Source organism: Dietzia sp. NPDC055877, assembly GCF_053615975.1.
Map to the genome: position 1 here is coordinate 242,581 of NZ_JBSHCV010000002.1, position 14,017 is coordinate 256,597.

A 14,017-nucleotide genomic window follows, 5' to 3' on the forward strand; every position below is an offset into this window, starting at 1 on the left:
GGTCATCGGCGTGCGGCCGGCGCGGGTCAGGCCGGCGTCGCGACGGACTTGATCTCGAGGTATTCCTCGAAGCCCTCGCGGCCCATCTCCCGGCCGATGCCGGACTGCTTGTAGCCGCCGAACGGCACGTCGGCGCCGTACCACTGGCCGCCGTTGACGCCGAGCGTGCCGGTGCGGATCCCGGCCACGACCTTCTCGATCCGCTCGGGGTCGGTACCCCACACCGCGCCGGACAGGCCGTAGGGCGAATCGTTGGCGATCCGGATCGCATCGGAGTCGCCGTCGTGCGGGATGATCACCAGCACGGGGCCGAAGATCTCCTCCCGGGCGACGCGCGCGGAGTTGTCGAGCCCGGAGATGAGAGTGGGCTCGACCCAGAAGCCGCGGCCGAAGCCCTCGCCGGTCGGGCGGGCGCCACCGATCTCGATCGTGCCGCCCTCGGCGCGGGCGAGCTCGATGTAGCCCTCGATGCGCTCGCGCTGGACGGCAGAGATCACCGGGCCGCAGAACGCGCCGGGATCGGTGGGGTCGGTGGGGGCGAACGAGGCCATGGCGCCCTTGGCGGCCTCGATCGCCTCGGCGTACTTCTCGCGGGGCACCACGAGCCGGGTGGTCAGTGCGCAGCCCTGCCCGGCGTGGGTGCAGGTGTTGAGGGCGGTCATGAAGCAGGCGGTGCCGAGGTCGGCGTCGTCGAGCACGACCGACGCGGACTTGCCGCCCAGCTCCAGGAACACCTTCTTCAGCGATTCGGCTGCCGCCACCATGATCTTCTTGCCGGTCGAGGTGGAGCCGGTGAAGGAGACCAGGTCGACCCGGGGGTCGGTGGTCAGCTGCGCGCCGATCCCGTGGTCGGAGGAGGAGATCACGTTGAGCACTCCCGCGGGCAGGTCCGTCTCCTCGGCGGCGATCCGGGCCACGGCCGCGGCGATGAGCGGGGTGTCGGGCGCGGGCTTGAGCACCACGGTGCAGCCGGCGGCCAGTGCCGGGCCGATCTTGGCCAGGTTGATCTGGTTCGGGAAGTTCCACGGCGTGATCGCGCCGACGACGCCGATCGCCTCGCGCCGGGTGGTGCGGTGCGAGCGCACGCCCATGATCTCGGACTCGCCCAGGTCCTCGGTCCACTGGTAGGCCTCGACGAGATCGGCGAGCCAGCCCAGGTCCGCGACGGGCCCCTCGAGCTGGGGTCCGGTCGTGAACATGTGAGGCGCCCCGACCTCGGCGATGGTCAGCGCGCGCAGCTCCTCCGTGTGTGACTGCAGCGCGTCGCGGAGCTGGCGCAGGCACGACGCGCGGAATGCGTGGTCGGTGGACCAGTCGGTGGTGTCGAAAGCGGTGCGGGCTGCCGCGATCGCGGCGTCCATGTCCTCGGAGGTGGCGTCGGCGGCGGAGCCGAGGACCTCCTCTGTGGCCGGGTTGAGCACGTCGAACGTGGCGCCCGAAGTGGACTGCCGGAGTTCGCCGCCGATGAGCAGCGGTGCGGTGTCGGTGATGCTCGTCGTCACGGGGGGCCTTCCGTCGGGCTGGGTGGGCATCGGTTGGGTGGACAGCTGTCTAGACGATAGTCCGGGGTTGGTGTACTGTCCAGACACATGTCCACTGCAGCCCGTTTCGAATCCACACGGCGGCGGCTCAACGGCCAGCAGGCCGAGACCGTCGACCGCCTGACCAGTGCTGCTGTCGAAGTGCTTCGGGAGAAGGGTGCCGGAGGCCTCGCGGTCCGGGCCGTGGCGGCCAGGGCGGGCGTCGCCCCCGCGACCGCCTACACCTACTTCTCCTCCAAGGGACACCTCATCGCCGAGGTGTTCTGGCGTCGCCTCGATGACCACGCGACCGCACCGATCGAGGGTGGCTCCACGGTCGACCGGGTGGTCGCGGTGCTGCGCGATGTCGCCCTGTTGATCGCCGACGAGCCCGAGTTGTCCTCGGCGGTCACCGGCGCGCTCCTGGGCGACGATCCGGAGGTGTCCCACCTGCGCGTGCGGATCGGCGCCGACATTCGTCGCCGCCTGGTGGCGGCCCTGGGCGATCAGAACGACGACGACGTGGTGTCCGCGCTGGAGATGGTCTATGCCGGGGCGCTCGTCAGAGCAGGCATGGGCTACGGCTCCTACGCGGACATGGCGGACGCGATCGAATCCGCCGCACGACTGATCCTGAGGTGACATCGGATATGACCACCGCAACCCCCGCTCCGCTCGTGTTCAGTCCGTATGACTACGCGGTACACGAGGATCCGTATCCCTTCTACGCCCGTCTCCGGAACGAGGCGCCCGTCTACCGCAACGCGGAGCTCGATTTCTGGGCGCTGAGCAAGTACTCCGATGTGCGCGAGGCGTTCCGCGATCCCGAGGTCTTCTCCAGCGGCAGGGGGGTCTCGCTCGACCCTGCCGCGTACGGACCGCACGCCTACAAGACCATGTCGTTCCTCGCCATGGACGATCCCCGCCACGCCCGCCTGCGCCGGCTGGTCAGCAAGGGCTTCACCTCCCGGCGGGTGGACGCGCTGCGCGAGGGGATCGAGAAGATCTCCCGCGAGTACTGGGACGAGTGCCTCGAGCGCTCCCGCGACGGCGAATCGTTCGATTTCGTCGACGACTACGCGGGCAAGCTCCCGATGGACGTCATCTCCGACCTCATGGGCGTGCCCGAGGCGGACCGCGCCGAACTGCGACGGCTGGCGGACCTGGTGATGCACCGAGAGGAGGGCGTCCAGGACGTCCCCCAGGAGTCGATGGTCGCGGCGCTGGATCTCATCACCTACTACCAGGGCATGGTCGCCGAGCGGCGAAGGTCACGCACCGAGGACCTCACGTCGGCGCTGATCGACGCGGAGATCGACGGCGAGAAGCTGGACGAGGACGAGATCCTGTCCTTCCTGTTCCTCATGGTCGTGGCCGGCAACGAGACCACCACCAAGCTCCTGGCGAACGCCCTGTTCTGGGGCCACGAGTACCCCGCGCAGTCTCGGCTCGTCCTCACCGACCCGGAGATGGTCCCGCAGTGGGTGGAGGAGACCCTGCGTTTCGACACCTCGAGCCAGATGATCCTGCGCACCACCACGACCGAGACCACGATCCGCGGGGTGACGATCCCCTCGGACCAGAAGGTCCTGATGCTCATCGGATCGGCGAACCGGGACGAGGACGTGTTCTCCGACGGGGACGTCTTCGACCTGACCCGCGACACCTCGGCCAGCCTGAGCTTCGGCCAGGGCCCCCACTTCTGCCTGGGCGCCCATCTCGCCCGGCTCGAGGGCCGCGTCGCCCTGGACATGATCGCCAGCTCCATCACCGGGTACGAACTGCTGCCCGGCGCGGAGCGCGTGCACTCCTCCAACGTGCGCGGGTTCGCACACCTGCCGATGCGGGTCGAGGTGCGGCACCGATGAGTCTGCGTTTCCCGCCCCAGCTGGACAACGCGGTCCGGCCGGCCCTGATCACCGGGGCCTCGTCGGGCATCGGCCGCGCCAGCGCCGAAGCGCTCGCGGCACTGGGCCACCCCGTCGTCGTGGGCGCCCGCCGTGCCGCCCGCCTCGACGAGCTCGTCGCCACGATCCGTGAGGCGGGCGGCGAGGCCACGGCATGCGCGGTCGACGTCACCGACGCCCGATCGGTGGCGGCCTTCGTCGCCGCCGCGACCGAGGCCTACGGCGATCCCGAGGTGCTGGTCTCCAGCGCGGGAACGCTCAAGATGGCGAGGGTCTGGGAGATGGACCCCGGGGAGTTCGCAGCCCAGCTCGACATCCACCTGCTGTCCGTGCACCGGCTGCTCCACGCGATCGTGCCCGGAATGGTCGACCGCCGCCGCGGCGACGTCGTCGTCATCGGATCCGACGTGGCCTACACTGCCCGCCCCCGCTCCGGCGCCTACGTCGCCGCCAAGGCCGGGCTGGAGAACATGGCCATCCAGGCCCGCAAGGAGCTCGAGGGCACCGGGGTCCGGCTCGGCGTGGTCCGCCCCGGCCCGGTGATGACCGAGATGGGCACCGAGTTCGACCCGGAGACCGCCGAATCCGTCATCAACGACTGGGTACGCCACGGCTTCGGGCGTCATCCACGCATGTGCAAACCCGCCGACCTCGCCCGGGGCGTCGCCGCGATGGTGTCGATGCCCCGAGGCGCACAGATCACCGAGCTGGAGATCCAGCCGGAGGCCCCCATCGAGGAGGACTACTCGTGACCAGCACCGGCAACCCCGTAGAGTTCCCGGACTTCTCCACGCTCGCCGAGCCAGGACGAGTCTCCGGCGGCGAAGGCGGGCTCGGGCACATGGACGAGCTGCGCGCCGATCCGATCAGTCTGTTCTGGCGGGTGCGCGAGGAATGCGGGGATCTCGGGATCTTCAGGATCGCCGACCGCGACATCTGCCTGGCCTCCGGCGCCGCCGCCAACGAGGCGTTCTTCCGAGCCCCGGACGAATCCCTGGACCAGGCGGCCGCCTACCCGTTCATGACGCCGGTGTTCGGCGAGGGCGTCGTCTTCGACGCGAGCCCCGAACGGCGCTCGGAGATGCTCCACAACACCGCGCTGCGCGGCGAGCACATGCGACAGCACGCCGTGACCATCCCACGCGAGGTCGAACGGATGGTGGCCGAGTGGGGCGACGAGGGCGAGATCGACCTGCTCGAGTGGTTCTCCGAGCTGACCATCTACACCTCGTCCGCGTGCCTGATCGGACCGAAGTTCCGCGAGCAGCTCGACGCCCGGTTCGCCCACCTCTACCACGACCTCGAGCAGGGCACGGACCCCCACGCGTACATCGACCCGTACGCCGACATCCCCTCGTTCCGCAGGCGCGACGCCGCCCGCGAGGGCCTGGTGGAGCTGGTCTCGGCGATCATGGACGAGCGGATCGCCGACCCGCCGGCGGACAAGGACGACCGGGATCTGCTGGACGTGTTGGTCTCGGTCAAGAACGAGGACGGGACGCTCCGGTTCTCCCCGGACGAGGTCACCGGCATCTTCATCTCGATGATGTTCGCCGGTCACCACACCACCTCCGGCACCAGTGCATGGATGCTCATCGAGCTTCTCCGGAACCCGGGCTACCTGACTGAGGTCGTGGCCGAGCTCGACGAGATCTACTCCGATGGCGCCGAGTACTCGTTCGGTGCGCTCCGCCAGATGCCCAAGGTGGAGAACGCTCTCAAGGAGACGCTCCGCCTGCACCCTCCGCTCATCATCCTCATGCGGGTCGCCCAGGAGGACGTGCGGATCGGCGACTACGCGGTGCGTGCCGGACAGACGGTGGCCGCCTCGCCGGCGGTGTCCAACCGACTGCCCGAGGACTTCCCGGACGCCGACGCCTTCGACCCGGACCGCTATGCCGAGCCGCGGCAGGAGGACATCGTCAACAGGTGGACCTGGATCCCGTTCGGCGCCGGGCGGCACCGGTGCGTCGGCGCGGCGTTCGCCCAACTGCAGATCAAAGCGATCTTCTCCGTACTACTGCGTGAGTACGAGTTCGAACTCGCCCAGCCCGCCGAGAGCTACCACAACGACCACTCCAAAATGGTCGTCCAGCTGGCCCAACCGTGCGTGGTCCGCTACCGCCGGCGGCAGCGCTGAGGGAACAGGAGGACGCGATGAGAGTCGAGGTCGATTTCGACCTGTGCCAGGGGCACGCCGAGTGCCAGGCGGAGGCCCCCGACTGGTTCACGGTCGGCAAGGGCTCCGAGGCCAAGGTCCGGGCAAAGCGTGGCGAGATCCCCGACGACCAGCTGGCGGCCGTCAAGGACGCCGTCAGGTACTGCCCGACACAGGCACTCCGCCTGGTCGAGAACTGACACCCCGAACCGAACACAGTCACCCCGGGAATCAGACGATCCCGGACGACACCCCACCAGGAGACGAGTGACGTGACCCGATACGACCGTGCAGAGATCGCCGCTTTCGTCCAGAAATGGGTGGACGCGAACGCCGAGTGCGAGCGGAACAAGGACTGGCGACCGCTGGAGTCGTTCTACGCCGAGGACGCCACCTACGGCTGGAACTACGGCACCAAGGACGACTTCATGGCCGTCGGCCGTGACGAGATCCGGGACATCGCGCTCGGCCAGGAGATGGCAGGACTCGACGGCTGGGAGTACCCGTACATCCGGACGATCATCGACCCCGAGACCGGTGACGTGCTCTGTTTGTGGAAGCAGATCGCGCGCGACACCGTCGACCCGAAGACCGGCCAGCCGTACGAGGTGCACGGCCTGGGCGGATCGTGGTTCCTCTACAACGGGAACCAGCAGTGGGCCTGGCACCGCGACTTCTTCGACTTCGGCAACGTCGTGGACCTGTTCATGCGCATGTACGAGGCCGATGCGCTCACCGATTCCATGAAGGCCCGCTTCGAGGGCGCCGGCGGGAAGCCCGCCGGCTGGTACCGCATCGAGGACAGCCCGGCCCCGCTCTGGCCGGTGTCGAGCCCGGACGAGGTCTGAGCCCCATGGCCCCGCTGTCGCGCCCGGATCCGCTCGAGACCCTGGACCACGCCTCCCTCGCCCGGTTGCTGCCCGATCTCCTGCTGATCGGGCAGCTCATCGACAGGGCGGGGATGCCCGCGCTGCTCGGCGAGTTCGGCGTGGACGGCATGCGGGACGTGGCCATCGAGGAGTGGCAGGCCGCCAGCCCGCACTACACGCGCCGGATGAAGGAGGCGCTGTCGATCACCGGTGACGGCGTCGCCGAGATCTTCAAGGGCTTCCAGCTCGACGTGGGGGCGCCGCCCGAGTTCATGGACTTCCGGTACGGGATCACCGACCACGACAACGGCGAGTTCTGGCTCGACCACTGTGGGGCGCTGATGGATGTCGAGCCGATGGGCGACAGGCTCGTGACGACGATGTGTCACGACATCGAGGACCCCACCTTCCCGGCCACCGCGCTGGCCACCAACCCCCGCGCGGTCGTCGAGCCGATCCACCGACCCCCGCGAAGCCCCGAGGGACGGACACCGCACTGTCACTGGGTGGTACGGATCGACCCGGACGCCCCACCGGCGCCGATGCCCGGACCCGCGGTCGAGTCGGCGTCCAGCCGGCTCATCGACTTCCGGTTCGACCCGCCCGCCCCGCAGGACACCGCCGGCGAGGGCGAGCGCGACGACTACGCGGGCCCGCTGTTGACGGACCTCGTGTTCGGTGAATTCACCTCGGCGGCCCTCATCCGTGTCGTCCGCGAGGTGTATCTGCAGATGCACCTGCTGGCGGTGGGGTTCCACCAGTCGGTCCGGCGCCGCTCGGATCGCGAGACCGCCGACCGGCTGCTCGCGTACCAGGCCACGGGCATCGCGGGGGTCGCCGCGGGTCGCATCCGGGACGCCCTCGGCGCGGACCCCGACGCCCGGGGGCTCGCCGCGGTCCTCGATAGCCATCCCCTGGCCGGGCCGACCGCCTACACCGGCTACTCGTCGCGGGTGTCCGACGACGGGCGCGAGCTCACCGTCTCCTGGGACACCTCCGCGGACGCATTCGCCGACGACACCTGGCTGCCGCTGATGGCCGCCGGCGACCTGCGCCCGCTCGAAGCCGCCGTACACGCGGTCGACCCGCACTGGACCGTCGCGGCCGTGCCCGGCGACGGCTCACGACTCGAGGCGGTTCTGCGTCTCGGCGAGACTCCCGCGAAGGAATCGGAGGAGGTCGCCGTGACCCGCATCAGCACGGGCGCGGCCTTCGACTTCGGTCCCGCACGCACGTCCCTGCCCATCACTCCCGTCTGACCCCGCATCCCACCCGAACCGCCTGATCCCGGAGGCCCCGTCATGGCACACAATCTGGCTGACCTTTTCGAGCATGCCGCCGATGCGTACGGCGACGATCGGCTGGCCGTGGTCGAAAACGACCGGCGGCTGACGTACACCGGGCTGGACGAGGAGGCCAACAGGTGGTGCTCCGTCCTGGCCGACCTCGGGGTGAAGGCGGGTGATCACGTCGCCGTCCACCTCCGCAACGGCGTGGACTGCCTGGCACTGATCCTCGGCATCCTCAAGCTCCGTGCGGTGCCGATCAGCGTCAACTACCGTTACTCGGGCGCCGAGTTGCGCTACCTCTACGACTACTCCGATGCCTGCGTGCTGGTGTTCCACCGCGAGTTCGGGGCCGCGGTCGCCGGCGCGGCCGAGGGGCTGGACTCCGTCCGCCACACGATCGTCGTGGACGACGGATCCGGCGTGGAGCCCCTCCCGGCCGGGGCTCTGGACGCCCGCGCGCTCCTCGCCGCCGCCTCACGAGAGCGGCCCGACGTCGAGCGCAGCGCCGACGACCTCTTCCTGGTGTTCACCGGGGGCACCACGGGCAAGCCCAAGGGCGTGATGTGGCGGCAGGAGGACCTGTGGCGCAGCCTCGGCGGTGGCGCTGACTATCACACCGGTGAACCGGTTCCGGACGAGTTCCACCAGTCGCGGTCGGGACTCGCGGGCGATCCGATGCGCTATCTCATCCTGCTGCCGCTGATCCACACCTCGGGCCTCATGCCGAGCTTCACCGGGCTGTTCGCCGGCGGGACCATGCACTACATTCCGCACTTCCGTGCCGACGAGGCGCTCGAGGAGATCGAGTCCGAGAAGATCCAGGTAGCCGTCGTGGCCGGGGATGCGATGGTCCGCCCGATCGTCGAACGCCTCAGGGAGAGCGGGGCCGACACCTCGAGCATGTTCATGATCTCCTCGGGGGCCGCGTTGTTCTCCCCGTCGGTCAAGGCCGACCTGCTCGGATTGCGTCCGGACCTGATGATCATGGATGCGTTCGGCTCGTCCGAGAGCGGTTTCGGCGGCCTGGGGGTCGTCACCAAGGCCGATCTCGACGACGGCTCCCTGTTCACCGACCACGGCCCGCGCATCCCGCGGGGCACCACTCTGCAACTGGTCGACGATTTCGACGAGCCGCTTCCCGACGATTCGACCGAGATCGGCTGGATCGTCAAGTCCGGCTACCAACCCACCGGCTATTACAAAGATCCGGCCAAGTCGGCCGAGACGTTTCGCGAGGTCGCCGGCACCATGCGGGTGTTCACCGGGGACCGTGGCCGCTATGACGGCCCGGCCACGATCATCATGCTCGGACGGGGCAGCCAGGTCATCAACTCCGGCGGCGAGAAGATCTTCGCCGAGGAGGTCGAGGCGGCGCTGAAGGCGGTGGACGGGATCGTGGACGCTGTGGTGCTGGGCATTCCCGACGAGCGCTTCGGACATCGTGTCGGCGCGGTGATCGAGTGGGCCGTCGGGCACGACGGTCGGTTCGACGAGGTCGAGGCGTCACTGCGCGGAAGCCTGGCCGGCTTCAAGGTCCCGGCGGCTCTGTGGGTCGTCGAGAAGGTCGAGCGGCATCCGAGTAGCAAGACGGACTACGGCTGGGCGCGCACGCTCGTCGCCGATCGCGCGCCCGACCACGATCGACGTACCGGTCGGGGGCGCGGCACGGATCAGAATCGCCGAACCGATCAGGACCGCCGGACCGATGTCGAGGGCGCGTCCGCATGACCCCATCCGCCGACGATTCGCGGCTGCGCCTCGACGGGCAGGTCTTCGCGATCACCGGCTCGTCCCGCGGCATCGGCGCCGCAGTGGCCGAAGATCTCGCGTCCCGCGGTGCGGACGTCGTCCTCAACGGCCGCGACAACGCCGCGCTGGAGCGGCAGGTCACGGAGTTGGCGGCCCGCTCGGACGGGCGGATCACGGGTGTCGCGGGATCCGCCCATCTGCCCGAGGTGGCGCGTGAACTCCTCGAGCGGGCCCGCGAGGGCGACTCGGTGGTGGCGGGACTGATCGCCTGCGCCGGGGTGGCCGAACCGCCGGGGTCCTCGATCCTCACCGTGGGGCACAGCGAATTCGCCGATCTCATGGACGCCCACCTGGGGACGGTCTTCGCGACCTGTCGCGAGTTCGCCCCACACTTCGTCGAGGCGGGGGCAGGGACGATCGTCACCACGTCCTCGTTCGCATGGAAGGGCGACTACGGGGGGACGGGGTATCCGGCCGGCAAGGGCGCGGTGACGTCGTTGACCATGGCGATCGCCGCGGAGTTGGCGGAGCACGGCGTCCGGGCCAACGTGGTGTGCCCCGGCGCGCGGACCAGGCTGTCCGAGGGTGACGACTACGAGGGGAAGATCCGCGAGCTGGGGCGTAGGGGGATGCTCGACGAGCTCAGCGTCGCCGGTGCACTCGACCCCGCCGGGCCCCGGTACGTGGCGCCCCTCTACACCTATCTGGCCTCGGGATTGTCCGCTGGGATCACCGGAGGGGTGTTCGCCGGCTCGGGCGGCTTCCTCGGCAGGTTTCCCACGCCCGAGGCACAGATCCTGGCCTATCGGGACTTCCACGACAGCCCGCCCTGGACTCCCGAGGAGATCGACGTCCACCTCCGCCGCTGACGAGCACCCGCTCCCGTGCCCGCCTCTCGTGCCCGCCGCCCCGGCATCCGCGCGCGCGGATGACCGCGCGGGGCCCGTCCTCCGCATCCCACGACGGGCGCGGCCCCACGCAACCCAGCCAGCCGTCACCCCGGTCAGCGTTTCCCCAGGTGGATACCCGGGAGAACGTACCGGAGTGACGGGGAGGGTGTCAGCGGAGGGCGTCCTCGCGGAACTCGCCTGGGAAGTCGACGGACGGGCCGTTGTCGACCTCGCCCCTGCGCAGCTCCACGCGCCGGATCTTGCCCGAGATGGTCTTGGGCAGATCCGTGAACTGCAGGCGGCGGATCCGCTTGTAGCCCGCCAGATGGGTACGCGAGTACTCGAAGATCTCGCGGGCCGTGTTCTCGTCCGGCGCCCAGTCTCCGGCGAGGACGACGAACGCCTTGGGCACGCTCAGCCGGACCGGATCTGGAGAGGGGACCACCGCCGCCTCCGCGACCGCCGGGTGCTCGAGCAGTACCGATTCCAGCTCGAACGGGGAGATCCGGTAATCCGACGACTTGAACACGTCGTCGGTGCGGCCGACATAGGTGATGTACCCGTCCGAGTCCCGCGAGCCCACGTCACCGGTGTGGTAGAAACCGTCGGCGTACGCGGCCTCGGTGCGCTCGGGGTCGCCGTGGTAGCCGACCATCAAGCCCAGTGGGCGGGGATCCATACGCAGGCAGATCTCGCCCTCGGCACCGTCCTCGGTGACCTCCCGGCCGGTCGCGGGATCGACGAGCGCCACGTCGAAACCCGGGCAGGGGCGGCCCATCGAGCCGTCCTTGATCGGCTGGCCCGGGGTGTTGGCGATCTGCACGGTCGTCTCGGTCTGACCGAAGCCGTCGCGGATCGTCACGCCCCACGCGTCGCGGACCCGGCCGATCACCTCCGGGTTGAGGGGCTCGCCGGCTCCGACGGCCAGGCGCGGCGGGTTCTGCAGCTGCGCCAGGTCGGCCTGGATGAGCATGCGCCACACGGTGGGCGGGCAGCACAGGCTGGTCACCCCGCAGCGGTCCATCTCGCGCATCATCGCCGTGGCGTCGAAGCGGGAGTAGTTGTAGAGGAAGACGCACGAGCCCGCGATCCACGGAGCGAACACGTTGGACCAGGCGTGCTTGGCCCAGCCGGGCGAGGAGACGTTGAGGTGGACATCTCCCGGCTGCAGACCGATCCAGTACATGGTCGACAGGTGGCCGGCCGGGTACGAGGCGTGCGTGTGCTCGACAAGCTTGGGCTTACTGGTGGTGCCCGAGGTGAAGTAGAGCAGCAGCGTGTCGTCCGCGCGGGTGGTGTGACTCGGCTGGAAGTCCGGGGAGGCGTCCAGCGCGGCCGCGATGTCGGTCCAGCCTTCAACGGCTCCGCCGACGGAGATGCACTGGTAGTCGCCGGAGATCGACGCGAATCGCTCGGCGAGTTCGGCGCGGGCGATGACGTGCTTGATGCCGCCACGCGCAATGCGGTCCCGCAGGTCGCCCTCCGCGAGGAGCGTCGTGGCCGGGATGACGACCGCGCCGAGCTTGATCACGGCGAGCATCACGTCCCACAGCTCCACCTGGTTGGCGAGCATGAGCAGGATCCGGTCGCCCGGCTCGACGCCGCGGTCGCGGAGCCAGTTGGCGGTGCGGTCGGACCGGATCCGCATCTCGTCGAACGAGTACTTGGCCTCGGTCGGTGCGCCGCCGTCGTGCTCCTCGACGATCCACAGCGCCGGGTCGTCGTTCCCTTCGGCCTGGACATCGAACCAGTTCAGCGCCCAGTTCCACTCGTCGAGCTCCGGCCAGACGAATCCCGCCCGGGCGGCGTCGTAGTTCTCGGCGTTCGCCTGGAGGAAGTCGCGGGCGGCGCGGAACTGTTCGGTGGCCTCGGTGGAGAGCGGCGGCATGGATGCTCCTGTCGATGAATCGTAAAGTGAGTCAGCTCACAGTAAGGCGGGGGGTGGGTCCGCGGTACACCCGAAAGGGGAGGGGTGCGGGCAATCCGGGCCCCGACCCTGGATTACTAGGAGGTGCAAGTATATGGTGATGGTCATCACGGGAACGGGCGCGGCCACCAGAGGTCGCCACCCACACGTCAGGAAGGACGTCCATGTCGGATCTCAGGCAGGTCGAGCACTACATCAACGGAAAGCGCGTCGCCTCGACCGGCGGTCGCAGCCAGGAGGTGCTCAACCCGAGCACCGGTGAGGCACAGGCGGTCGTGCCGCTGGCGACCACCGCCGAGGTCGACGACGTGATCGCCAAGGCCGCGGTCGCCCAGAAGGAGTGGGCGGCCATGAACCCGCAGAAGCGCGCCCGCGTGCTCATGCGTTTCGTGGCGCTGGTCAACGAGAACATGGACGAGCTCGCCGAACTGCTCGCGATCGAGCACGGCAAGACCACCCCGGACGCCCGTGGCGACGTCCAGCGCGGCCTCGAGGTCATCGAGTTCTCCATCGGCATCCCGCACCTGCTCAAGGGCGAGTACACCGAGAACGCCGGCACGGGCGTCGACGTCTACTCGATGCGCCAGCCGCTCGGCGTGGTCGCCGGCATCACCCCGTTCAACTTCCCCGCCATGATCCCGCTGTGGAAGGCCGGCCCGGCGCTGGCGTGCGGTAACGCGTTCGTGCTCAAGCCCTCCGAGCGCGACCCGTCCGTGCCGGTGCGCCTGGCCGAGCTGTTCACCGAAGCCGGTCTGCCGGACGGCGTGTTCCAGGTCGTGCACGGTGACAAGGAGGCCGTCGACGCCATTCTGAACAACGACACGATCAAGGCCGTCGGCTTCGTCGGCTCCACCCCGATCGCGCAGTACATCTACGAGAACGCGGCCCGCACCGGCAAGCGCGCGCAGTGCTTCGGTGGCGCCAAGAACCACGCGATCATCATGCCGGACGCGGACTTCGACCAGGTCGCGGACGCCCTGGTCGGTGCCGGTTTCGGCTCGGCCGGTGAGCGCTGCATGGCCATCTCGGTTGCCGTCCCGGTCGGCGAGGGCACCGCTGAGAAGCTGCTCGAGAAGCTGCTGCCCAAGGTCAAGGAGCTCAAGGTCGGCCACAGCCACGACCCGCAGTCGGACTACGGCCCGCTGGTCACGCCCGAGTCCAAGGCCCGGGTGCTCGACTACATCGACCAGGGGGAGAAGGCCGGGGCGAAGATCCTCGTCGACGGCCGCGGCGTCGGTGCGTACACCGGCGAGTTCAACGGTGAGGACATCTCGGGTGGTTACTACGTCGGCCCCACGCTGATGGACAACGTCACCACCGACATGAGCGTCTACACCGACGAGATCTTCGGGCCCGTCCTCACGATCGTCCACGCCGAGAGCTTCGAGGACGCCCTGCGTCTGCCGAACGAGCACGAGTACGGGAACGGCGTGGCCATCTTCACCCGCGACGGCGATGCCGCCCGCGAGTTCGTCTCCCGCGTCGAGGTCGGCATGGTCGGCGTCAACGTGCCGATCCCGGTCCCGATCGCCTACCACACGTTCGGCGGCTGGAAGAAGTCCGGATTCGGCGACCTCAACCAGCACGGCCCGGAGTCGATCAAGTTCTACTCCAAGGTCAAGACGGTCACGCAGCGCTGGCCCTCGGGCATCAAGGACGGTGCCGAGTTCGTCATCCCGACGATGGACTGACGTCGGTCACCGTAGGA

At 69.3% G+C, this 14,017-nt stretch carries 12 protein-coding genes; 10 read left to right on the forward strand and 2 right to left on the reverse strand.

Translation table 11 applies throughout. The features are described 5' to 3' along the window. Positions 1–26 precede the first annotated feature (26 nt). Positions 27–1,532 carry an aldehyde dehydrogenase gene (locus ACWGLC_RS03350; protein ID WP_452098570.1) on the reverse strand — a complete coding sequence of 502 codons (1,506 nt, stop codon included), beginning with the start codon at positions 1,530–1,532 and terminating at the stop codon, positions 27–29. 57 nt (positions 1,533–1,589) lie between these two features. On the opposite strand from ACWGLC_RS03350, the gene ACWGLC_RS03355 reads away from it, so the two are divergent. From ACWGLC_RS03355 to ACWGLC_RS03395, 9 genes are all read left to right on the forward strand, one after another. Further along, entirely contained in the window at positions 1,590–2,162 is a 573-nt protein-coding gene (locus ACWGLC_RS03355; protein WP_452098571.1) for a TetR family transcriptional regulator, read from the forward strand. A gap of 8 nt (positions 2,163–2,170) precedes the next feature. Continuing rightward, positions 2,171–3,388, forward strand: a complete 1,218-nt coding sequence (locus ACWGLC_RS03360; protein ID WP_452098572.1) for a cytochrome P450 — start codon at positions 2,171–2,173, stop codon at positions 3,386–3,388. Continuing rightward, positions 3,385–4,179 (forward strand): SDR family oxidoreductase, encoded by a 795-nt coding sequence (locus ACWGLC_RS03365; protein ID WP_452098573.1) that lies wholly within the window; start codon positions 3,385–3,387, stop codon positions 4,177–4,179. Before ACWGLC_RS03360 ends, ACWGLC_RS03365 begins: the two co-directional genes overlap by 4 nt. Positions 4,180–4,268: 89 nt before the next feature. Further along, positions 4,269–5,567 carry a cytochrome P450 gene (locus ACWGLC_RS03370; RefSeq protein ID WP_452098739.1) on the forward strand — a complete coding sequence of 433 codons (1,299 nt, stop codon included), beginning with the start codon at positions 4,269–4,271 and terminating at the stop codon, positions 5,565–5,567. Between the two features lie 17 nt (positions 5,568–5,584). After that, the gene (locus ACWGLC_RS03375; RefSeq protein WP_230928272.1) at positions 5,585–5,785 is read left to right on the forward strand and encodes a ferredoxin; all 201 of its coding nucleotides are present in this window, start codon (positions 5,585–5,587) and stop codon (positions 5,783–5,785) included. Between the two features lie 72 nt (positions 5,786–5,857). Further along, entirely contained in the window at positions 5,858–6,433 is a 576-nt protein-coding gene (locus tag ACWGLC_RS03380) for a nuclear transport factor 2 family protein (protein ID WP_452098575.1), read from the forward strand. A 5-nt stretch (positions 6,434–6,438) separates the two neighbouring features. Further along, complete coding sequence (locus ACWGLC_RS03385; protein WP_452098576.1) at positions 6,439–7,713, forward strand: hypothetical protein; 1,275 nt, start codon at positions 6,439–6,441, stop codon at positions 7,711–7,713. A 42-nt stretch (positions 7,714–7,755) separates the two neighbouring features. Further along, a complete protein-coding gene (locus tag ACWGLC_RS03390; protein ID WP_452098577.1) occupies positions 7,756–9,471 on the forward strand; it encodes an AMP-binding protein in 1,716 nt (571 codons plus the stop codon). Next, positions 9,468–10,361 carry an SDR family NAD(P)-dependent oxidoreductase gene (locus ACWGLC_RS03395; RefSeq protein WP_452098578.1) on the forward strand — a complete coding sequence of 298 codons (894 nt, stop codon included), beginning with the start codon at positions 9,468–9,470 and terminating at the stop codon, positions 10,359–10,361. The genes ACWGLC_RS03390 and ACWGLC_RS03395 overlap by 4 nt, the downstream gene beginning before the upstream one ends. A 190-nt stretch (positions 10,362–10,551) precedes the next feature. On the opposite strand, the gene ACWGLC_RS03400 is transcribed toward ACWGLC_RS03395, so the two are convergent. Then, complete coding sequence (locus ACWGLC_RS03400; RefSeq protein WP_452098579.1) at positions 10,552–12,270, reverse strand: AMP-binding protein; 1,719 nt, start codon at positions 12,268–12,270, stop codon at positions 10,552–10,554. Between the two features lie 203 nt (positions 12,271–12,473). On the opposite strand from ACWGLC_RS03400, the gene ACWGLC_RS03405 reads away from it, so the two are divergent. Further along, positions 12,474–14,000 (forward strand): CoA-acylating methylmalonate-semialdehyde dehydrogenase, encoded by a 1,527-nt coding sequence (locus tag ACWGLC_RS03405; RefSeq protein ID WP_452098580.1) that lies wholly within the window; start codon positions 12,474–12,476, stop codon positions 13,998–14,000. The last annotated feature ends 17 nt before the right edge of the window (positions 14,001–14,017 follow it).